Source organism: Staphylococcus sp. EG-SA-14, from assembly GCF_017151935.1.
Classification (GTDB): Bacteria; Bacillota; Bacilli; order Staphylococcales; family Staphylococcaceae; genus Staphylococcus; species Staphylococcus aureus.
This window is the reverse complement of record NZ_JACVZM010000023.1, coordinates 20,285-41,491: the sequence shown is the minus strand read 5'-3', so window position 1 is coordinate 41,491 and position 21,207 is coordinate 20,285. Positions and strand designations below refer to the sequence as shown.

21 protein-coding genes are annotated in these 21,207 nt (G+C 31.8%); 2 read left to right on the top strand and 19 right to left on the bottom strand.

The window, feature by feature from the left end:
* Positions 1–2: 2 nt before the first annotated feature.
* Positions 3–638, top strand: a complete 636-nt coding sequence (locus IDG63_RS12140) for an IS6 family transposase (protein ID WP_048522621.1) — start codon at positions 3–5, stop codon at positions 636–638.
* Between the two features lie 148 nt (positions 639–786).
* Here IDG63_RS12140 and IDG63_RS12135 read toward each other — a convergent pair whose 3' ends face one another.
* The 13 genes from IDG63_RS12135 to IDG63_RS12075 form a co-directional block, all read right to left on the bottom strand.
* Entirely contained in the window at positions 787–1,293 is a 507-nt protein-coding gene (locus IDG63_RS12135; protein ID WP_000447786.1) for a DUF1643 domain-containing protein, read from the bottom strand.
* Between the two features lie 15 nt (positions 1,294–1,308).
* Positions 1,309–1,620: a DUF960 family protein gene (locus IDG63_RS12130; protein WP_001083109.1), complete on the bottom strand. Its 312-nt coding sequence runs from the start codon at positions 1,618–1,620 to the stop codon at positions 1,309–1,311.
* A 95-nt stretch (positions 1,621–1,715) separates the two neighbouring features.
* The gene (locus IDG63_RS12125) at positions 1,716–2,054 is read right to left on the bottom strand and encodes an SAUGI family uracil-DNA glycosylase inhibitor (protein ID WP_000171559.1); all 339 of its coding nucleotides are present in this window, start codon (positions 2,052–2,054) and stop codon (positions 1,716–1,718) included.
* A gap of 105 nt (positions 2,055–2,159) precedes the next feature.
* Complete coding sequence (gene ccrC, locus IDG63_RS12120) at positions 2,160–3,836, bottom strand: cassette chromosome recombinase CcrC (RefSeq protein ID WP_000676596.1); 1,677 nt, start codon at positions 3,834–3,836, stop codon at positions 2,160–2,162.
* A gap of 225 nt (positions 3,837–4,061) precedes the next feature.
* Positions 4,062–5,681 (bottom strand): DUF5906 domain-containing protein, encoded by a 1,620-nt coding sequence (locus IDG63_RS12115; RefSeq protein ID WP_031864396.1) that lies wholly within the window; start codon positions 5,679–5,681, stop codon positions 4,062–4,064.
* The gene (locus tag IDG63_RS12110; RefSeq protein ID WP_031864395.1) at positions 5,681–6,049 is read right to left on the bottom strand and encodes a hypothetical protein; all 369 of its coding nucleotides are present in this window, start codon (positions 6,047–6,049) and stop codon (positions 5,681–5,683) included. Before IDG63_RS12110 ends, IDG63_RS12115 begins: the two co-directional genes overlap by 1 nt.
* A complete protein-coding gene (locus tag IDG63_RS12105) occupies positions 6,042–7,142 on the bottom strand; it encodes a DNA polymerase (protein ID WP_031864394.1) in 1,101 nt (366 codons plus the stop codon). Before IDG63_RS12105 ends, IDG63_RS12110 begins: the two co-directional genes overlap by 8 nt.
* A 226-nt stretch (positions 7,143–7,368) precedes the next feature.
* A complete protein-coding gene (locus IDG63_RS12100) occupies positions 7,369–8,844 on the bottom strand; it encodes a DUF6038 family protein (protein ID WP_031864393.1) in 1,476 nt (491 codons plus the stop codon).
* 265 nt (positions 8,845–9,109) lie between these two features.
* On the bottom strand, positions 9,110–9,739 hold the full coding sequence (locus IDG63_RS12095; RefSeq protein WP_031864392.1) for a hypothetical protein: 630 nt from the start codon (positions 9,737–9,739) through the stop codon (positions 9,110–9,112).
* 179 nt (positions 9,740–9,918) lie between these two features.
* On the bottom strand, positions 9,919–10,557 hold the full coding sequence (locus IDG63_RS12090) for a fusidic acid resistance EF-G-binding protein FusC (RefSeq protein WP_001033157.1): 639 nt from the start codon (positions 10,555–10,557) through the stop codon (positions 9,919–9,921).
* A 317-nt stretch (positions 10,558–10,874) separates the two neighbouring features.
* Entirely contained in the window at positions 10,875–11,033 is a 159-nt protein-coding gene (locus tag IDG63_RS12085) for a hypothetical protein (RefSeq protein ID WP_023604766.1), read from the bottom strand.
* 109 nt (positions 11,034–11,142) lie between these two features.
* A complete protein-coding gene (locus IDG63_RS12080; protein ID WP_223289624.1) occupies positions 11,143–11,607 on the bottom strand; it encodes a hypothetical protein in 465 nt (154 codons plus the stop codon).
* A gap of 100 nt (positions 11,608–11,707) precedes the next feature.
* The gene (locus IDG63_RS12075) at positions 11,708–13,648 is read right to left on the bottom strand and encodes an ATP-dependent DNA helicase (RefSeq protein WP_031864390.1); all 1,941 of its coding nucleotides are present in this window, start codon (positions 13,646–13,648) and stop codon (positions 11,708–11,710) included.
* 177 nt (positions 13,649–13,825) lie between these two features.
* Between IDG63_RS12075 and IDG63_RS12070 the strand changes: the two genes are divergently transcribed.
* Complete coding sequence (locus IDG63_RS12070; protein WP_053019966.1) at positions 13,826–14,500, top strand: IS6-like element IS257 family transposase; 675 nt, start codon at positions 13,826–13,828, stop codon at positions 14,498–14,500.
* A gap of 162 nt (positions 14,501–14,662) precedes the next feature.
* On the opposite strand, the gene IDG63_RS12065 is transcribed toward IDG63_RS12070, so the two are convergent.
* The 6 genes from IDG63_RS12065 to IDG63_RS12040 all read right to left on the bottom strand — a co-directional run bounded on the left by IDG63_RS12065 (position 14,663) and on the right by IDG63_RS12040 (position 21,096).
* The gene (locus IDG63_RS12065) at positions 14,663–15,295 is read right to left on the bottom strand and encodes a hypothetical protein (RefSeq protein WP_031864345.1); all 633 of its coding nucleotides are present in this window, start codon (positions 15,293–15,295) and stop codon (positions 14,663–14,665) included.
* Between the two features lie 11 nt (positions 15,296–15,306).
* The gene (locus tag IDG63_RS12060; RefSeq protein WP_031864346.1) at positions 15,307–15,690 is read right to left on the bottom strand and encodes a hypothetical protein; all 384 of its coding nucleotides are present in this window, start codon (positions 15,688–15,690) and stop codon (positions 15,307–15,309) included.
* A gap of 371 nt (positions 15,691–16,061) precedes the next feature.
* Positions 16,062–16,838, bottom strand: a complete 777-nt coding sequence (locus tag IDG63_RS12055) for a hypothetical protein (RefSeq protein ID WP_031864347.1) — start codon at positions 16,836–16,838, stop codon at positions 16,062–16,064.
* A 65-nt stretch (positions 16,839–16,903) separates the two neighbouring features.
* A complete protein-coding gene (gene rlmH, locus IDG63_RS12050; RefSeq protein WP_000704775.1) occupies positions 16,904–17,383 on the bottom strand; it encodes a 23S rRNA (pseudouridine(1915)-N(3))-methyltransferase RlmH in 480 nt (159 codons plus the stop codon).
* Between the two features lie 367 nt (positions 17,384–17,750).
* Positions 17,751–20,069 carry an LPXTG-anchored adenosine synthase AdsA gene (gene adsA, locus IDG63_RS12045; protein WP_086095897.1) on the bottom strand — a complete coding sequence of 773 codons (2,319 nt, stop codon included), beginning with the start codon at positions 20,067–20,069 and terminating at the stop codon, positions 17,751–17,753.
* 226 nt (positions 20,070–20,295) lie between these two features.
* Positions 20,296–21,096, bottom strand: coding sequence for an MBL fold metallo-hydrolase (locus IDG63_RS12040; protein WP_000088649.1), 801 nt, complete (start codon positions 21,094–21,096; stop codon positions 20,296–20,298).
* Positions 21,097–21,207: the final 111 nt, after the last annotated feature.

The window sequence follows — 21,207 nt, the reverse complement described above, 5'->3', positions numbered from 1 at the left end:
TTATCACTGTAGCCGTTGGCTACTATCTAAGATATACATTGAGTTATCGTGATATATCTGAAATATTAAGGGAACGTGGTGTAAACGTTCATCATTCAACGGTCTACCGTTGGGTTCAAGAATATGCCCCAATTTTGTATCAAATTTGGAAGAAAAAGCATAAAAAAGCTTATTACAAATGGCGTATTGATGAGACGTACATCAAAATAAAAGGAAAATGGAGCTATTTATATCGTGCCATTGATGCAGAGGGACATACATTAGATATTTGGTTGCGTAAGCAACGAGATAATCATTCAGCATATGCGTTTATCAAACGTCTCATTAAACAATTTGGTAAACCTCAAAAGGTAATTACAGATCAGGCACCTTCAACGAAGGTAGCAATGGCTAAAGTAATTAAAGCTTTTAAACTTAAACCTGACTGTCATTGTACATCGAAATATCTGAATAACCTCATTGAGCAAGATCACCGTCATATTAAAGTAAGAAAGACAAGGTATCAAAGTATCAATACAGCAAAGAATACTTTAAAAGGTATTGAATGTATTTACGCTCTATATAAAAAGAACCGCAGGTCTCTTCAGATCTACGGATTTTCGCCATGCCACGAAATTAGCATCATGCTAGCAAGTTAAGCGAACACTGACATGATAAATTAGTGGTTAGCTATATTTTTTTACTTTGCAACAGAACCAAATAATATATCTTTTAATCATATTGTAGATTAAAAGATATATATGAAATTCAATTATTTTCATGGATAGTGAATAAACATTTTAGTTGCTATACTTTTAATATCCATTTTTGACGTGCTTTCGAATTAAGGGGATGCATGATTTCATTGGTTTCTGGATTCATGAGTCGTTTTACTTTCTTTTTATGTGGTTTCAACATCTCTAATACTTCATTAACACGTGCTTCAACACCGGGCTTTTTAGCGTAAGCGCCCCAAGCTAATATCACTTCATCTGACTCTTTCACTGCCTTCATAATTTGAATATCTGTATGCTTATCATACGCATTTTCTAAATGTTTGAGATTGATAGGGGTTGTAATATTAGAGTATAGATTCACAAAATTGATTGAACCAAATGCATCCATTTCTGAAACTTTGTTCATGATGAGTTGGGTCGTTAGGTCAATATTGAGAATGCCATCATAATGCGGATACATTGTAATGATTGTGATTGATTGTTTTTCACTATTCCATGTTTTCTTAAGTAGATAGCGATGTTGTTTGTCATCACTGAATATGGCTTCTGTTTTTAATGTACTTTTGATTGTTTCCATATAATTTTCACTCCTCTAGTATTCTTCAGGTAATAACATGACATAATAAGAAAGGTCTACATCATCTTCTCGAATAATGTAGACCTTATTGATATTGATTGCTTTTGAATAATTAGCTTTATGGATTTTCGCATATTCAGGTCGTTCTTGTTTGTGTTTGATATATAATTGATTGCGATGCTTATTGAACTGGAATATATGAAAATAATCTACTGAAGTATTATCTTTGGTTTGTTCTTGTTCTCGCTCAGATACGAGTTGCCATAATTGGTGTTGTAAGATATTAGGTAAGTTGTTGGCGATACCCCGGGTGATATATCTATTCATAAGAGACTTCCTTTCGTTCTGACTCTTTCATCCAAATGATGATTTCACTTAGTATTGTAATGACTAATTGTGTAATTTTGATGTATTTATGCATTTTATTGTCCTCCTGTTAGTAAGTATCGTTGATCCAAAAGAGGCATGATAGTGTTGTGTAGGTATAAGAAATCCATATCGTGATTTTCGTCGATATAACCGATGGCTATGAGTTGTTTCTGATAGTAGAGAATGAAAGGATAGATATTACTTTCATGAAGTGTGTCAGAGTAGTAGGTATTAGTCTGAAGTGTTTTATTACTGAGTGGGCCAAGTCTTACATATTGATTGGGTAAGATATCATCAGCGATTTCCTCGATAGATTCGCAGTGCCACACTTCGTCCCTTGGCAGATTGAATAAGTTGGTTATATAGTGCTTGAGTTGTTGTTCTAGTGTCATGGTTATGACCTCCTAATGTATTTGATTGATGTATGCATGTGATACATCATTTTGATAATATATATTTGATTTTTATTTCATTTCGCTCACTTTTGTCACTAATAACTAAGTGGTAAAAGTGGTAATTTGGTCGATGAAATAATCATTTTGACCATATATTTCAAATTGGAATTTGGGCATAAAAAAAGACCCCCAATCTTTTTTCAAAGATTGAGGGATAAGACTTTCGTCAATTTTATACCTTACAAGTTTTACTTGTTTATCTGTCGTAATTTCAATTGAATCAATTAACATTTTCATAAGTTGATTTTTAGCTTCGGGTGTAGCCTTTCTTAAGTACACGCTGAATCGTGTTATCATCAAAATGAGTCGTCCTTTTAATTTATCAAAATTAGGTATTTCATCCTGTGATTGATTTGCTTGTTGCGCTTCTTTAATTTGTTGATCTAATACTTCTAACTGTTGATTCATTTGACTTTGTTTAGCTTTTAACATTTCGCTATCCATCTGATCATCTAAGAACAATTCTAACAATCGTTCTTGTTGTGTTTTAAGCTTAGCTTTTTGTTTTTCTAAACTATCAATGTCATATTTAATTTCTGTTTGGTTACTATGCTTTTGTTTCAGTTCTTCTATCACATTTGACGCAATCTGCTTGATAATATCTGGTTGAGACAGAATACGATTCAAATGAACATTAATTACACGCTCGACGACTTCAGCATTGATGGAATTACTGTGACATGCAGAACTCCCTGAACGATTGAATAAGGAACAAATGTAATAACGCTTGATTGTCCGTTCTTTGGACTTTTTCGTTTTATAATACGTCCGTCGACATACCATATTATTTCCGCATTCTGGGCATTTAATAAGGCCACGTAAGTAGAAATCTCCACCAATAGGTCTGCCCGGTTTAAAACTTTTAGAAGCTAATTTTTCATGAACTTTATCAAATACCTCTTCACTTATAATGGCTTCATGTTTACCTTTGACCAATATCACATCATTTTTATCACTTTTGCCACTTCTTCGCTGTACAGCCCAGTTTTGATGGTTATTGAATCTGACATAGCCTTTATAGACTGGATTATTCAAAATGTATTTAACACCATACACTGAAAATGGCTTTTGATTAATAGTACGATACCCCTTTTGATTAAGTACGGTTGTAATGGCTTTGAGGCCTTTATTATGATTCAAATATAAATCGAAAATTTCACGTACAATATTAGCTTCATTTTCATCGATAACCAAATCATTTTTCTGTGTAAGTGGATTAAGTGATAATTTGTAGCCTAAAACACGACCGGTGATTGCCTCTCCGCTCCTTGCCTTAGCATTCATAGAAAGTTTCACATTCGAAATCAAAGTCTGGCGTTCTATAGATCCTATTAACCCAAACATTGTAACGAGTACTTCTCCAGAAGCATTGGATGTATCAATATTCTCAGAAATCGATTTATACCCTACATCATGTTCTTTGAATTCATGAATAATATTAAACACGTCTCTCATTGATCGTGAGATACGATTCAATTTCCAACTTAACACCATTTCGATTTTATTATCCTTAACATCTTGTAATAGACGTTTCATTGCCGGACGACCTTCAATATTTTTACCTGAAATGCCTGAGTCAGTATATGTCTCATAGTCATAACCTGGGAAATTTTTCACAACTTCTTTGATGAGTACTTGTTCCTGCTCATGGATTGAGTACCCATGCTCCGACTGCTCTGACGTACTAACGCGTGAATAAAGTGCAATTTTACCCTTCATATCATACCGCTCCTTTTATTAGATTATTGCTACAGACTATCGGTCTTGTAACAACATATAGATAATATATATTTATAATTTCGTTTCATTTTTATCACTTTTACCACTTAATCATATGAGTACTACAGGCAACTGCCTGTAGTACGTAATTAGCCTTAATTACCTTTATTGATACGTTCTTCTATGATAGGTACAAGCACTTCTACAAATGCTTCAATTTGTTCATTATTCATCGTCAAAGTCCTCCCAACCTAAGTTCAAATCATCTTCGTATAAGAACTCATCATCTGTTACATTCTCATTTTCATCGAATGAAATCATGTCATCTTTTTTATCAGTTTCTTTCCATCCTAAATCGATCCAATACTTATAACCATTATTTAGTCTACTTTGTACATTAAAGTTAGCTTGAACCAAATCATTAATAACTTGAGAGCTTACTTTAATTTCATCTCTAATAACCTCATTTAGCCTAGACACTTTGATACGTGACCCTGGTTTAATTGCTGTAAGTTTTCGGAGTAAATTAATACATGCTTTCTGATTTGGAATACTTACGGACCTGCTAGAAACAAATTCATATCCAAAATTTAACCAATCGTGAGTAATTTCAGTGACACGGCTATTTTCAAGGTACTCGATATCTGCTTTTACAATCTGTTGATACACATACATCAAGTAAAGAAAGATTTCTTTCTTTTCATCCTGTAACTTTTCAATTAAGTCGGGATCAGCTTTTTCAACATAATATTCACATGGAATAACAGCAATTCTACGCTCTAATGCTTTTGCGTGCTCAGATGGAAAGTTTAGTACAGCATTAGTATTAAAAATCAGTTTTAAATCTAATGTGACTTCTACTTGTGTCTGTCCCTTTCTATCAACATGGATAGGTTCAACTGAAAGTAACTTCTTAAAGTCATTTACTACCTTCTCATTGATTCTTGCCTCACCAATTTCATCACTTGCCATTAATCGTTTCCCAATTAAGCTTTCTTTATCAAAACGTCCACCAAGTTCGTTTAGCGTTTTTGATATAACGTCATTTTGATGAAAGAATGATTTCAACAACTTTATATATACTGATTTTCCATTATTAGCAGCGCCATGCAGAATCAAACCTCTTCGTAGTTTGGTATTAGCAGTAAGCAGTATTGCTGTATGCTGTATCAGAAAGTGCTTTAAATCGGTATCAAAGTTAGCAAGCTCTAGCATGTATTTACTGAAGTGGTCAGGTATATTTTCATTTATAACATCACCTTTATCTATTTCTATATTCAAGCGTGTTTTAGGGAATATATCTATACAGTTTTTAACAACTTCAAATGTATTTAGATTAAACATGCTAGGACCGCAACCAATATACTGCTTATCCTCAATAAGCTCTTCTACATCTGTTGATTTTTGTAAGCCATTCACTATGTTTGTCAGAGTACTTAGTGAAGGTTTATAATCTATTAACAACACTTGTATCATTTTAGATATCAACCCTTGTAATTCATCTTCATTTACCTTTTGCCAACCTATATCTTTGAAAATAAACAACTCTGAATCAAAACGCTTGATATGAAAAATACTTATCATCATTTCCACTAATATTGTGTCATTTGGCTTTTTTTGAATGCCAAAATAACTGTATATGTTAGGTCTATAGTCGACATCTTTAGGAATGTTAAGCTGTAGCTTATCGATAAGCTCGTTATACACCGTTATAGCTTGTTCAGACTTGTCTATTTCATCATCATTTCCAACACTAATGGTTAGGATAGCAATCAGACCTTGACGGTCGATTGCCTCCTTAGCCACACTTAATAGCTTAGATAACATTTGTAATATATGATTCATTATAATAATCCTCCATCTTCATTTAATGATGCTACATCTTGTACATAGTAATTACCGTTAAAGCAACCTACATGGATTAAATGCTTTCTATCAATATAAGGGTCATAATTCTCATGAGTGGAGCTATAATTACTGTGACGTTTAAGCCAATCATTGATTGACAACTGCTTAGCTGTCTTTTGTGTTGAGATATTACGATTCACATATACGATCTGATTATTCACTTCAATTTCATATGTGAATTGATGTTTCACATCACCTGAGAAATTTGTTTCTCTCACAGAATATAACGTAGCTACATATATATAATTTTCTTTGAGTGGTGTACTACTTGGTATTTGTAAACTTTGTCCTCTATCATTATTCATGGCCCTCACCTCCCAGTTCTTCCACTGTCACATGTGCAAATTCATCATTGAACAACTGGTTAGCTGTACTTTTCATTAGCTGAGCAACATCACGTGCAGTTACTTCATCATCACATTCAATCATAATCGCATCGTGTATCGGCACTATAATCTTGAACGTTTTTTGTTCGCATTGTGCTTTGTACACTTCCAACAGAATATGCTTGAAAACATAACTCGCTACAGTTTGTACATAAAATGCCATAATACTGCTACCTTGAAATGCGCTCATATCATGTTCAATGCCATAAGGCATAGGAATGGTTTTATGCTCTTCGATTTGTTTCTTAAGTTCAATGACTTTTGTAAATTGGCTGACCGCATCCAACCATTGCACTTCACTTACATATTGTTTCAACTTGAATTTAGGGCTATCGAAGTTGCCACCAAATAGAAACGAACCAATAAATGCACGTTTAACAAATACTCGTAGCTCATATGATAAGCCTAATTCACTTAGCAATGCGTCATACAATCCGTCTTTCTGATTTAAAAAGTCAATCAGTTTTGAATCTTGAGTCATGTACGCAACAACCGAAGGTTCAAATGATTTAAAATCGACAGTATATACCTTCTTATATTTTGAAGGTAAAATCGTGCATTGGACTGCTTTAGGTAAGCCCTGAATATTAAAATTTTTAGTTGTGATTCGATGTGTTCGTGTACCAATCAACGATAATTGTGTATATAATCGATTCGTACCATTTAATGACTGATCTAATCTATCAAATAACTGTTCGATTTTATCAGAATGTTCATTGTTCTTAGCCTTTTCAAGCATTATCGCTTTGATATCGGGTAATTTATCAATATTAAGTGTAATAGGTTCTGCTTCAATTTCTTCCTTTAATGCTTCCAATTCATGATGGACTTCCACATATTGATCTAATTTAGCTTGTTCATCAGCTAAAAGTGCATTATATTGTTGGTCAAGCTGCTGACTGAATTGTTGCTGCAATTGTTGAACATCAGTTTGGTTAGATGATTTGTCCATTAACCATTGTTGGGTTTTGTCACTTTGAGTCAATGACATCAGTTTGTCTCTTGTCTCCATATAAATCTGCTCCTTTATGGCAGAAAGTTGCGCGCTAACTTTTGCTTTAATTTTTTATTTGTCTTGGCCTCGACAATGTATAATTTAGCAATATTATACTAAGGTGTAATTGAGTTATTAAAAAATCACCAAAAAAAATAAACCCAACAAACGTTGATATAACAAGGTTTGTTGGGTTTGTTTTTTTATTTAAATTTATTCTTATGTTTAACTCTAAAAAACAATCTTAATCTGTTTTAGAACCAAATCTACGATTTTTAATTGCTTTTTTAAAGTCTTCTACGAAAGGTCCTACCATGAAATTATCAAAGCTGTAGCCAGACTCTTCTACCTTTGACAGTGTATTCAATGCCTGGTTTACAAAGTAGCTTCCTTGTTCTGTTATTTCGTTTCTCACTACCATTTGGGCATTTGAATAGTTTAACTTCACTTTATCGTTACTTATATATCTGTCAATTTTAATAATTGCATTATGTACATCTTCAATAGCATATCTTACGTAATCACTATTTATCTTATTAAAATATTTCGGATTAATGCTATATTTCATTAATTCACTTTCTAACCTCTCTAAGTCAAACTTAGCTTGTAAAAAGAAATCTAAATAGCTCGGCTGTTTATTTGCACTCTCTATATTAGCCTCGATAATTTTTATTTTTTTAATAATATTACTTTGGTTCATTGTATGTAACCTATTTTTTTTGTAATATAAAATCCCAAAATTTTGAGAGCTACGTCTTAATGTACTATTGTTCCAAAATTGTTGATTTTTATAAAATTCTGCTACGTCCCACTTTCTATTATTTTTAACCAATTCATGATCAATCAACTTAGATATACTTTTAATAGATTCTTTATGAATATTTTTTCTCAATTTGTTTTTCTTATCTAAACTTTCGATAAAATTACTATCAGCTCTTTGTGAACGTTTTAGCATATCTGCAATTAACCAATCAAGCTCCATATACTCTGTTTCATCATAGTCCCATACATCTTTAATTAAGCTATCTAATGGCATTTCATTTTTCTCGTATAATAGGTGGTTTAATTCGTAATCCTTTTTGGGATACTTACCTTCTTTTATTGCATTTGTGTATTCTTCTAATTCATTATTTTCTTTTATTTGGGTGTTTCTACGTTCTTTTGCCATAAATTGAAAAATCGTTTCATCTATAGATTTTAATACTTCATTTTGTAGCTCAATTCTTTTATGTATGGGCAAAGGTGTCATATATTGGTATAATTCTTGTTCCTTTTTATTAATTGATTCACCAATACTTAACCATGCTTTAGTATTTTGATATACGTCTTTCGTATGTATGTCTGCAATTAATCTTTTGTATTTAATTTCATTGATAGATTTCATTAACTGATAAGTATATTCCATGTAACTAGATGCTTTTATATTTTCAATCATCTCTTTTTTAGATTTTCCGTTTTGTTTAAAAGCTTTGGAATTTATATCCACTGGGTAATAGTCAATACTTTTTAGTAGCACCTTTATTAATTCTTTTGCGACGCCATTAAATGTGTATTGATTATTTTTATCTTGGCCTTTGTAATTGTGAAAAATTTTCATATCAATTTTAAAAAGCTTAGTAATGGTTTCCATTCTTTTTTTAAACTTATGTGGAGTGAGCTCTAATTCTATGCGAATATCTTCCTTTGAATATAATTTTTTTACTATCTCATTCGATGACATCATACTCTGCCTCCTAGTTTATGTCTAATTCTTTTTTGTTTTTCACTTATACATTCAGATATGAAATCTTCAAAATCTAATTCAGGTTATTTTGGATTTCTAACATTTTCTTCGTGTCCAATAACACTTACTAACTTTCCTAGACTACTTCTTTTCTCACTCTCATAATACTTATTATTCACGCCACATTCAGTAAAATAATTTATAATATTTTGAATATCCTTAATACTAGCTTCAATATTTAATATCTTCTTACATCCACTTATTATTCAAAATTATTTTGTATCTCGTGTTTTTTAATTACATCAGTGAGTAATGAAAAATCAAATTTTCTAATTTCCTGATTTCCATTAATTTCAGATATTTTCTCAACTAATTTCTTATCAAACAAATTACCGATAATAGTATTTACTGCTTTAATTTTACGATCATATGGTTTACTATAATAATATTTATCGGTTTCGTGTTTTATTGTTGAAAGTGGTTCTTTAATATTACCCTCATAACAAAATATGATTAAATTTATAGCATTTGAAAGCTGTAAAGCTACTTCATTATACTGTTTTCTTTGCCTATTAATATCTAAATTACCTTTATTCGCTACTTCCTGCAATTGATTACCTTCATTAATTACTTTAAACGGGTTAAATAAAGGTAATTTGTCTTGATTTGATAATTTTAGTAAGTCTTCAGCAATATGATAACCACAATTAAACGTACCTAAAACTTTTTTAGAATTACCTTTTAAGCTGTATGAAAAACAGTAATAGCTATCTGTCAGTATGCCACCTTCACCGTCTTTCTTTTGATCTTCTAATAATTTTAAATGTGATATAGGTGTCACATCATATTTCTCAAGAAATTTAAGCCTATTTTCATGACCTCTTAAATTCATACTTAAAGACCCCTTTGTTTAAATTTGATACATTATTATTAATTACTCTGATTTACACTCTTCATCTACTTACCAATTTTTTAGTTTTATTTGTGATAAGCTTCAGCGTATCGATTAAGAGTGAGGTACAAAATATAACAACCCTGATCATTAGTTCTAAAGATCAGGGCTGTTTGAATCTATTTTATTTTAACAATAAATTCGTAAAGATTATTTATATCATCTAGGTTCTGATTACATTTAAAACTGTCATAACAAATGTAATCTCCTTTTTTAGTATATGTTCCACTACTCTTATTATGTTTAGTTTTATTGAGAAAGAGTGATGTATCGGATTCCTGATTACAAATTTTACAGAATCCTTTTACTTTATTTGGTGAAATTTCGCCATATATACCTTCGAATTTATCATCTAAATTTTTATAAACGATATATTTTCGGTTAGAAGAATTATCATTCCATCCTAAATATGAAATTTCTTTTGTATCAATTAAATTTATATCTGGTCTCTTTAATTTTTTTACTTTACGAAAAATTTTCTCCAGTTGACTTGATGAAGGTATTTCAAAATCTTGGATGTACACTTTTAATTCATTTAAAAGATGTTCTGCTTTTTTCTTAGTTAATTTTACATCGTCAATCGATGTAATAAAGTCCGAGATATCAATATCTTTTTCTTTAAAGATATCATTAATTTCATTTAGTAAAAAATCTTTTTGTGTTTTATGGGAATTCATATCGTTTGTACGATATAACTTAATCAATTGATATACTAACTGCTTTACTTTAACAAACTTATACACTTCTATTTTATTCATTTCATATTCCTCCATTTTTGTTGAAGTACTTTGTGAAATGAATGCTATTCATAACTAAGTACTTCTTATCTTTGAGTTAGAGTACTATAGCGTATGATGTATGACATATTTATATGTCGCATTATAATCAGCTCCTATAAAAATCTTCCACACTATCTTAGCAGATGATTTTATAAAAGTGAATAAATACCCCTTAAAATATCTAGTGGCATATTTATACTTATATTATATTCAGTAACTGCTCTTTTACTTATTTCAGCATCCGAATCAAGATTTATCACTTCAAACTCTAGTATCTAACTGGATATAAATGGAATTCAACAGTTACTCCCGCTTCTGTTAATGCTCATTGTCTTATCTCGAAACCGATCAAGTGATCCGACTGTCGTATGTGTAGATGGTAAATCACTAAAGTCTGTTTCAAGAATTGGTACTGCATACTTCGGTGTATCTCCTTCAACACCTTTAAGATACATAGACCATGCAAACTAATTCAATTCTTTACTCCATACTCCCTTATCATTAATTTCATTACTTGATTATGTTATACATACATTATTGCATTATAGCTTCATTCACTATTTATCATTCCCAATCTTTATTACATAATTCTTTAGCGATTTGTTCGGTGGTTAAGCAATCCCTATTCAAAATTTCATTCACATTAAAATACTTAACTCCCATCGATCCACCTTTAGATGTTTTCTTGTAGTCTGTCTCTATAAAATCTTCAATTAAGTAATAATAATGGGGTTCGTTCAATAGATTAGTCCACTTTTCTTTCCCAAGCACCATTATTTTATTTTTAACTATTTCATACTCATCAATCGATAACTCAGTACCTACAGGATAAACTGTCTTCAAGGATAATGAGCTCTCATTTATTTCCGTCACTATTACTTTGTCTACTTTTCCGATAGCTTTTATTGCTTTGTCTTTATATAGCCCAATGTATTCTATCGGCTTGAAACTGTAACCTCTTTTTTCAGCAGGATGAAAGTAAATATTATGTTTAAGGTTATCATCAAATGAGCTACCTAAAAGACACATTCTCATCCTTCCCTCAATATCATCTTGAATCGTCTACACTTAATTGGACATATTATAAGAGAATCAACTAGAAAATATTGGATAACTATTACTACTTACTTTAAATGTTATTAAGGAAATCTTTGACTTCATCTTTATGAATCATATTTTTAATTGGTAATGCATCTAATACTGCTTCTTTATGCTTATAAATGGGTTTATTCATTCTTGAATCTAATAACACTAATAAACCTTTATCCTGCTTTGTTCTTACTAATCTTCCTACACCTTGTTTCAGTTTAATTATCATTTCAGGAACTATAACTGCTTCATTACTATCATTTAATTTAGTAATCTTATATTTTGTAATTGGATCAATCGTAGGAAAAGGTAATCTGACAATAACTAATAATGTTAATAATTCATTTTTTAAGTCTATTCCTTCCCAAAATACTCCCGTACCCAATATTACACCTTTAGTTTTTTTAAATGATTCAATAATTTCATTTTGACTTTTACTACCATCATCTACATAGATAGTTTTATTAAATTTCCTTTTTGATAAATCATTATATACACCGTCAATGTCATCTTTAGCAGTAAACAATATCAAAGTGCCTCCCTTATTTTGGCTTGCCAATTCAAAAATATGTTTACCTATTTCTTCATAATATTTAACATCACGTTTATCAAATTTTGGTAAGTTTGGAGGTATGTAGAGCCTGCTTTCCTTGTACGGAAAATCATTATACTTAATATCTTCCTCATAGCCTTTAAAACCAATTATTTCTTTAATGTACTCATAGCTATTTTCATTATTAGTTTTATTAGTAATTGTTGCAGAAAGACATACAACTGGGTAACTTGTACTAAAAACTGTTTTTCTAAGTGTTTCAGCAATATTATTGGGACAAAATGAAATATCAATTTGGTCTTGCTTAGTTATTTCAGTCCAAAATATATATTTGTCGCTGTTATTTTGAAGATTTTTAAATAATGTTAACAGATTATTAGCTATTTCTAATTGTTCATTACTAACTAACGAAGATTGTTTAAATACAACAATATTATTAACATCGAATTCTTCAACTATTTCCTTTGTCATACTAATTAATTTGGCCATTTGATGATGACTAACAGGTTTTATATCAACTCGTCCAGTAGATAAACAATTACCATTTTTGTATATCTCACTTTTGGCACTATCCTTTTGAAGATTAAACCAATCTTCAATCATTTTTATATTTTTTAAATACCGAGATCTACTACCAACTCGGTTTGCGCCTTCTTTTATTTTATTTATCACAGTTTTAGAGTTAATAGTTTTAGTCATGTTAGCACGTTGTTTCTCTTCTAAGTTGTGAACTTCATCTACGATTAGCATACAAGGATCATCATAGATTAAACTCTCTTTTCCAAAGGTTAACTTTTTAAAATTCATCATTAACATATCTTGATTAACGATTATGACTTTCGGCTTATATTCATTGAGTCTAATATATCTATTTCCCTCTTTTAACTTATTTCTCATTTTAAAATAAGCGCATTCATTTTTATAGTGACATTTACTCATAATACAATTATTGGTAGATATTTGATTCCATTTTAAATTAGTCTCACGTACAGTTTGTTTTGTTAAACCATTATTTGCTATATCTAAAGCCTCCATTAAATTTAATTTACTTAAATTTTTACGATGAATTTCTTTAAAACAAGGATAGTTAGTTACACCTTTACCTACTATACAATCAACAGATATATGTAAAATTTCTTCAACTTGCTGTATATCATTGACTAGTTGCTCAGTTAATTGAATTGAGGAAGTCGTTACAATTAAAGGTTTTTTAGTACTTTTTGAAATCAATATACCAGGAATTAAATATCCAAATGATTTTCCTATACCTACTTGCGCTTCTACTATTAAATTTTCTCTTGAATCATAAGCATCAAATACATCATACATTAAAGTTTCTTGCCCATACCTTGTTTCCCAGCCTTTATTTTTCATATTTTCAATAGCCTTTGTTATATGATCGAATATAATTTGATTACTCTCATTCATTACATCACCCCATAATCAATTTAAACTAATTATACACTAATTAAGAACACATGTTCTTTTTACAAGTTTTTACTTGTAGATAATGTGTTTAAGTTAGTTATTGTATCCAATAAGATTAAGAGGTTCTGTTGCAAAGTTGAATTTATAGTATAATTTTAACAAAAAGGAGTCTTCTGTATGAACTATTTCAGATATAAACAATTTAACAAGGATGTTATCACTGTAGCCGTTGGCTACTATCTAAGATATGCATTGAGTTATCGTGATATATCTGAAATATTAAGGGAACGTGGTGTAAACGTTCATCATTCAACGGTCTACCGTTGGGTTCAAGAATATGCCCCAATTTTATATCAAATTTGGAAGAAAAAGCATAAAAAAGCTAATTACAAATGGCGTATTGATGAGACGTACATCAAAATAAAAGGAAAATGGAGCTATTTATATCGTGCCATTGATGCAGAGGGACATACATTAGATATTTGGTTGCGTAAGCAACGAGATAATCATTCAGCATATGCGTTTATCAAACGTCTCATTAAACAATTTGGTAAACCTCAAAAGGTAATTACAGATCAGGCACCTTCAACGAAGGTAGCAATGGCTAAAGTAATTAAAGCTTTTAAACTTAAACCTGACTGTCATTGTACATCGAAATATCTGAATAACCTCATTGAGCAAGATCACCGTCATATTAAAGTAAGAAAGACAAGGTATCAAAGTATCAATACAGAAAAGAATACTTTAAAAGGTATTGAATGTATTTACGCTCTATATAAAAAGAACCGCAGATCTCTTCAGATCTACGGATTTTCGCCATGCCACGAAATTAGCATCATGCTAGCAAGTTAAGCAAACATTGACATGATAAATTAGTGGTTAGCTATATTTTTTTACTTTGCAACAGAACCCTTTTTTTAATATGTCATTTTAGACTATTACAGAGTTTTAAAATGATGAACAAACTTTACTAAAACTCCCTTCTATTAAGAACGTTGGACTACTCAATGTGAGTTATTGTAATGCACTATTTTTAATTTTCACTTTCTCACCATTTTTAATTTCATCGTATTGCTTTTTCGGGACAACAACTAAACGTTTGCCTTTATTAGTTTGAACGGTAATGGTATATAATTTCTCATGCGCTTTCATTTGTTGTTTCAACATGTTTTTTTGGTATTCAACATGATTGGTTTTATTTTTATACATACCGGATGTAATAAAATAAAAATATAACCAATTATTATAATATGAAGTAGCCATAAATTGTGACGCATATGAGGCCCCTGGTCTATATCGATGTCTTGTAGAAACCATTGATCGTGCTTGTTGAGATTGAATTTTACCAGTGTCTTGTTTAAATTTTGATGCCTTATTATTATATGTAATACTGTTTGTTCGACTAGCTTGTTGAGCTGCACGCTGACTTGATTGTTTTGCAACTCGTGAAGCATTCATCGTACTTGAACGACTCATTGACGAACTTGAAGACGTTGAACTTCTAACCGCAGAAGATGACGAACTACTACTCGAACTTGAGCTACTAGTGCTTGAGGTTACAGCTTCTAAGTTTGTAGACAATATACAAAGCGAGGTCACATTAAAGATTATCATTATACTTATCATTTTTAATACTTTATGCTTCACCAACTCACCTCTTACTCTTTAGACACTTCATCTTTAGCAGTAACTTGTCCTTCAATATCGTCATCGCCATAAATCATATATGGTGGACGATAGACATGAATCTTTTTGCCATCTTTAATTATATAAGGCTTTTTATTTCCATCATTTAAAATATGTTCATAAACGTGTTCTAAATCCGTCTTTTGTAAATGTGATTTACCATTTTTATCTTTATATTTTATTTCCACATTGGGTGTATCTTCTGAACCATTATTTAGCACTTCATAATACTCATATGTATATTTCTCTGACTTTTGACTATCTTTAGAAGGTTCTTTCTGTTCTCCCGATGTTCCACAAGCTACTAACATAAAAGACAAACCCAATAGACTAGCTAATAATATTATCTTTTTCATAAACACTCTCCTCTACTCATTTGCATTATAACATTCTTAGTCAATTCATTTCCAAGTGAGTGATATATAACTTACTTTATCTTTAAACCTTTTATACAAATTTTAATATATCAATTGTGAGTTATTTCATTTTAAATTATTTTTGTTAAACTGTATTTAAAATCATCTAGCACTTTTAATCATATGTTTAGATTTTAAATAAAAAACATGGTGAGTAAGGAGAGAGATGTATGTCAATATGGTTTGTTTTGTTGCCTTCACTATCTTTTTTAGCAGTTATGATAATAGGGTATATTTGTACTAAAATCTTTATTCGTTAATGGTTAAATCAATTATTATTTTGATTCATTTATACTACACCTATACTTCATTTATTGTGTTTGCTTGTTTATCATGCATTGTAAGTAAATGGCTATTAATATTTCTTTCTCTACTCTAGTACTGTGAATGTGTATATTGTGTTTTTCCCCACGTTTTTTAGTCAGTTTACTTTTTGAAATATCTAAAAAACTACGCTTTGCGGTTAATAATACTTCATTCTCAAATGTAATTTTGGTTTCATTACTAAAAAACGGATTGCTTACATCAAATAACTCAGATTTGTAATTAAACGTATAAGGAATTTGTTGCTTTCCCCCACTTTTGAAGAACTGTTTCATCTCAAGTATGCCTACTTCTTCATCATTCAAATACATCGTATATTGATGTTTATTCGCTACCACATGTTTACGAATTACTTTTACATTGTTCTCACTAGAATTCATATATACACTATATTTTGTTTGAACACCAAAGAGACTCAATAATTTATGAAATATATTAACAAAAACAGGTTTATACGTTATTGTCTCGTTACCGTATATAACATTGCTTTGATTCTCAATGATGTATAAAGGGATTTGTACAAAGAACTCACCGTCTTTAAACTTTTTATCGGAATTTATATTAGTTAGAGAATACGTTTTTTGTAGATATTTTCTAAAGAATAAAATACCTAGTATAATGATCGTAATAATTCCCCATAATAGCCAAGTACTCCATAGTGGAACTTTAAATAATTGTGTTTTCCCTATAATCACTAAGAACGTGTTTATTAAATTAAATACTAGGAGTACTAGCCATATTAATGCCTCACGAAACATGGTCATTAACAATTTCTCCTTTATCTAATGAATTATTTCATAATATGTACTACGCAACCTATTTTTTAGTTTTATTTATGGTACGCTTCTCCACGCATAATCTTAAACGCTCTATACACTTGCTCAATTAACACAACCCGCATCATTTGATGTGGAAATGTCATTTTGCTGAATGATAGTGCGTAGTTACTGCGTTGTAAGACGTCTTTGTGTAGGCCGTTTGATCCGCCAATGACGAATACAAAGTCGCTTTGGCCTTGGGTCATGCGTTGATTCAACTCTTGGGCCAATCCTTCGGAAGATAGCATCTTTCCTTGTATTTCTAATGTAATGACTGTTGATTGTGGTTTAATTTTGGCTAGTATTCGTTGGCCTTCTTTTTCTTTTACTTGCTCGATTTCTTTGTCGCTCATATTTTCTGGTGCTTTTTCGTCTGGAACTTCTATGATGTCTATCTTGGTGTATGGGCCTAAACGTTTTTCATATTCTGCTATGGCTTGCTTCCAGTATTTCTCTTTTAGTTTCCCTACAGCTAAAATGGTGATTTTCATGTCGTTTGGTCCTCCAAATTGTTATCAACTTTCCAGTTATCCACAAGTTATTAACTTGTTCACACTGTTCCCTCTTATTATACCAAGTTTTTTTGCAGTTTTTGATATTTTTCTGATATTCATGCCCAATTTTCAGTGTATAACTTGTGTATTTGTGGATAACTCTGTGGGCATTGTGGGTATTTCTCTTTAAATTGTACACAATTCTGGATAACTATCCCCATTTCTGTGGATAAATACCTTGATGTCTTATTACTTATTCCCATTTTTATATCCCATATTTATCAATGGTTATAGCTTTTTTCCATAAAAAAACACTACCGTACCTCTTATTTAAGAAATACAGTAGTATTGTTTTCAATATATTTTAGCTAGCTTTTCTATGTTGTACAGTCGCGATTAAACCTATACTTGCTACTAATACAAACATCGCTGCTGGGCTTGAACTTTGATTAGTTCCAGTTTTTGGTAACTGTTTCTCATGCGCGCTACCTTTAGGCACTGACATGCTAGCCAATTGTTTCCCACTCTTACTTGATACAGCAGTTCCTTCTAATGTGCGATCAGAACCTTCTCTACCACTACTAACAGTTCCTCTATGCGTTGGTAACAACACAACTTTACTTGGCGCTGGTTGTTTCGCTGGATTCATCACTTTGTCTTTACCAATTGGTTGTGTATCTTTACCAGACTCACTACCTTTGCTACCTTGTTGTCCTTTAGCTGGTTGTTCACTTACTGCTGGTTTACCTAATAACATACGTTGTGGTTCTGTCGTATCATACTTAGCTAAGTTAGTTGTTTTTAAATAACTTGCTAGTACTTGATCTAATGAAATACCTTCTTCTCTAGGTCCGCCGAACATACTATATCCGTCTCCACCTGATGCTGTGAAGTCATTCATCGTTACGTGATATACACGTTTTAAATCAATATTTTCAAACTTACCTGTCTCTTTATTTAAAATTTGAATAGCATTAATTCGTTTGCCAGACGGTTTATTCATATCATAGTAAACACGAATTGAATCAGAGATATGTAATAAACCGCCATTCGCTGTTAACACTGTCTTACCGTCTTTTTGTGTTGTTGGTGCACCTAAACTATGTTCGAAAGCCGTCCAGACGTCTGAACCTTTTACATCAATTTGCGCAATCGTATTTCCAAATGGTAATACTGAGATTAAATCATAGCGTGTCACCTTACCTTTTGCGATAGAGGCACGAATACCTCCACCATTTGTCACGGCAAAGTCAGTCTTTTTAGAGAAATTCTTAACGCCATATGCTTCCATAGCATCTGCAATCGCGTTTCCTAAATTTGTTTCACGCGTTCTAACGTCATCTCTTTCTCCTTTGAAATCAATCGTATTATTTGGAATAATAACCTCTGCTGTTTGTGCTCTAAATGTTTGATCAGCTTGATTAATTTGTTCAGCTAATGCTTTGTTCGGTGTTACATTTTCAACGTCTTTAACATTAATCAATGATGGCTTAATATTCGATACCTCTCCATTGCGGTAATTAAATGTAATCTTACCGATATTCGCAAGTGCTGTACCTGTTTGTGCTAATGCATCATTGTTATAAATTTGACCATTTTGAAGTACGGTATGTGAATGACCATCAATGACTGTAATACGTTTCTTCAATTGTTGATTTTGACTTAATTGTTTCACTAAGTAATCACCACGCCATGTTTCTTGTGTTGATGGATCAATCCCTAAATGTGATATAACAACAAATGTATCTACGTCTTTATAAATACGCATCATTTCTGCTGTCACACTTTGTAATGGATCTCTAAATTCAACACCTTTAATGCCTTCAGGTCTTGTTTTCGTCTTTGTTTCTGGTGTCGTTACGCCAATAATTCCATAACGAATACCATTTTTCTTTACAATCGTTGAAGGCTTAAATGCGCGTTTTCCATCTTTATAAACGTTAGTACTTAGCATCGGGAAGTCTAACATACCCTCTAACTTTTTCAACTGGTCGTATCCAAAGTCAAATTCGTGGTTACCGACTGCCATAGCATCATAACCTACTGCATTCATCGCTTTAGCCATTTCTTCACCTTTAGACTGGTTTGAAAGTGGTAAACCTTGGAAGGCGTCTCCTGCGTCTAACATTAAATCAGGCTTTTCTTGTTCTTTTACTGTTTTTAATTTAGCCATACCGATGACACGCCCTTTTTCTTCGGCTAGTCGGCCATGGATATCATTTGTATGTAATATTTTATGTGTTGTTGTTTGTGGTGCATTGGCAGCAAACATTCGTGGTGAAAGTGATGCTGTTTCAGCATTTGATAATTTGAATGTTGCTGTGTGAGTTGGATTTTGTGTTGAGGCTTGTTGTGTATCTACGTCGCGTGTTTCGTTTACTTTTGTTGAAACTGCTGTAGATGGTTTGTTAGATGGTGCGTTGGATGTTACTTTGTTGTTTGTATCATCAGCTGTTCCCTGCGCTGATGCTGATACGTGGGTTGCCGCTTCTTCACCATAATGATGAGCCGCTTCCTTTGTTGGCGGTACTTGTTGCTTATCTGTTGTTGCTTTGTCTATCGTTGTTACTGCATGTGCTTTCATTGGTGTATGCTGCTCAGCCGCGTTCGAGACATGCCATAATCCCATTACACTAAAAAGCAAAACGAGCCATACACTTGTTTTAAGTAATAAAGCTTTCATTTCGTTCCCTCCATTAACTGTCATACACCAATATATTATCATAATCCTTATATTAAAATGTTTGATTTTATGTAAATTATTTATAAATTACATTTAATATCGAATTATTTTACACATTTCAACTAGAACCTTAATTTCAACAACAGCCATTTCCCACCAACAACATAAAAAAGCACCCGATAAAGTCGTCTCACAGCAATGCGGAACTTTATAGGGTGACTCTCATTTATATTGTATATATTGGCGTTGGAATAGCTTTATCCGTATCACATAGCAATACTTCTTTTTCCGTATCAATATCGTGTTCGTTCAATACTTGACCAACACTCATACGCGCCAAATCTTTCATGTTATTATCTTGTGATAAATGCGATAAGTAAATACGTTTCGTGTTACCTGTAATCACGTCTGTCATCGCATGACCCGCATCCTCATTAGATACATGTCCCATATCACCTAAAATACGTTGTTTCGTCTTCCATGGATAACGACACATTCTCAACATATCGACGTCATGATTACTCTCAAAAATAAACGCATCGCTGCCACGTATCATACCTTTCATACGATCAGACACGTAACCCGTATCCGTTAAAATCGTAAACTTCTTATAGTTATTATGGAAAATATAAAATTGCGGATCTATTGCATCATGTGACACGTTAAACGATTCAACATCGAAACCTGCAATAGATTTTGTTTCATAAGGATTAAAAATGAATTTCTGATCCATAGGGATGCGACTATCTTTCTTTTCAATTGCCTGCCAAGTCTTTTCATTCGCATAAATTGGCAATTGATATTTACGCGCCAAAACACCTAATCCTTTAATATGATCAATATGTTCATGGGTTACTAAAATACCATTTAAATCTTGAATATTACGGTCAATTTGACTAAACAATTCTTCCATTTTCTTGCCAGTCAAACCAACATCAACTAATAGACTACCTTTTTCATTTTCTACAAAAGTGGCGTTACCTGTACTACCACTTGCTAATACACTCATGCGTATCAAGCGGCTCATCCTTTCTCTTTAAACAGTCAATCTCTCTATATGACTGCAATATACATCAGTGCAAATATACGATTTTCCCTACAGAAACTATCAGTATATTAGCTGTTTTGTATACCTTTC

Excerpts from the sequence above, each read along its gene's own strand:
- IDG63_RS12135 (WP_000447786.1), bottom strand. The coding sequence starts at position 1,293 with ATGGAAACAATCAAAAGTACATTAAAAACAGAAGCCATATTCAGTGAT.
- IDG63_RS12130 (WP_001083109.1), bottom strand. The coding sequence starts at position 1,620 with ATGAATAGATATATCACCCGGGGTATCGCCAACAACTTACCTAATATC.
- IDG63_RS12125 (WP_000171559.1), bottom strand. The coding sequence starts at position 2,054 with ATGACACTAGAACAACAACTCAAGCACTATATAACCAACTTATTCAAT.
- ccrC (WP_000676596.1), bottom strand. The coding sequence starts at position 3,836 with ATGAAGGGTAAAATTGCACTTTATTCACGCGTTAGTACGTCAGAGCAG.
- IDG63_RS12115 (WP_031864396.1), bottom strand. The coding sequence starts at position 5,681 with ATGAATCATATATTACAAATGTTATCTAAGCTATTAAGTGTGGCTAAG.
- IDG63_RS12110 (WP_031864395.1), bottom strand. The coding sequence starts at position 6,049 with ATGAATAATGATAGAGGACAAAGTTTACAAATACCAAGTAGTACACCA.
- IDG63_RS12105 (WP_031864394.1), bottom strand. The coding sequence starts at position 7,142 with ATGGAGACAAGAGACAAACTGATGTCATTGACTCAAAGTGACAAAACC.
- IDG63_RS12100 (WP_031864393.1), bottom strand. The coding sequence starts at position 8,844 with ATGTCATCGAATGAGATAGTAAAAAAATTATATTCAAAGGAAGATATT.
- IDG63_RS12095 (WP_031864392.1), bottom strand. The coding sequence starts at position 9,739 with ATGAATTTAAGAGGTCATGAAAATAGGCTTAAATTTCTTGAGAAATAT.
- IDG63_RS12090 (WP_001033157.1), bottom strand. The coding sequence starts at position 10,557 with ATGAATAAAATAGAAGTGTATAAGTTTGTTAAAGTAAAGCAGTTAGTA.
- IDG63_RS12085 (WP_023604766.1), bottom strand. The coding sequence starts at position 11,033 with ATGTATCTTAAAGGTGTTGAAGGAGATACACCGAAGTATGCAGTACCA.
- IDG63_RS12080 (WP_223289624.1), bottom strand. The coding sequence starts at position 11,607 with ATGTGTCTTTTAGGTAGCTCATTTGATGATAACCTTAAACATAATATT.
- IDG63_RS12075 (WP_031864390.1), bottom strand. The coding sequence starts at position 13,648 with ATGAATGAGAGTAATCAAATTATATTCGATCATATAACAAAGGCTATT.
- IDG63_RS12070 (WP_053019966.1), top strand. The coding sequence starts at position 13,826 with ATGAACTATTTCAGATATAAACAATTTAACAAGGATGTTATCACTGTA.
- IDG63_RS12060 (WP_031864346.1), bottom strand. The coding sequence starts at position 15,690 with ATGAAAAAGATAATATTATTAGCTAGTCTATTGGGTTTGTCTTTTATG.
- IDG63_RS12055 (WP_031864347.1), bottom strand. The coding sequence starts at position 16,838 with ATGACCATGTTTCGTGAGGCATTAATATGGCTAGTACTCCTAGTATTT.
- rlmH (WP_000704775.1), bottom strand. The coding sequence starts at position 17,383 with ATGAAAATCACCATTTTAGCTGTAGGGAAACTAAAAGAGAAATACTGG.
- adsA (WP_086095897.1), bottom strand. The coding sequence starts at position 20,069 with ATGAAAGCTTTATTACTTAAAACAAGTGTATGGCTCGTTTTGCTTTTT.
- IDG63_RS12040 (WP_000088649.1), bottom strand. The coding sequence starts at position 21,096 with ATGAGCCGCTTGATACGCATGAGTGTATTAGCAAGTGGTAGTACAGGT.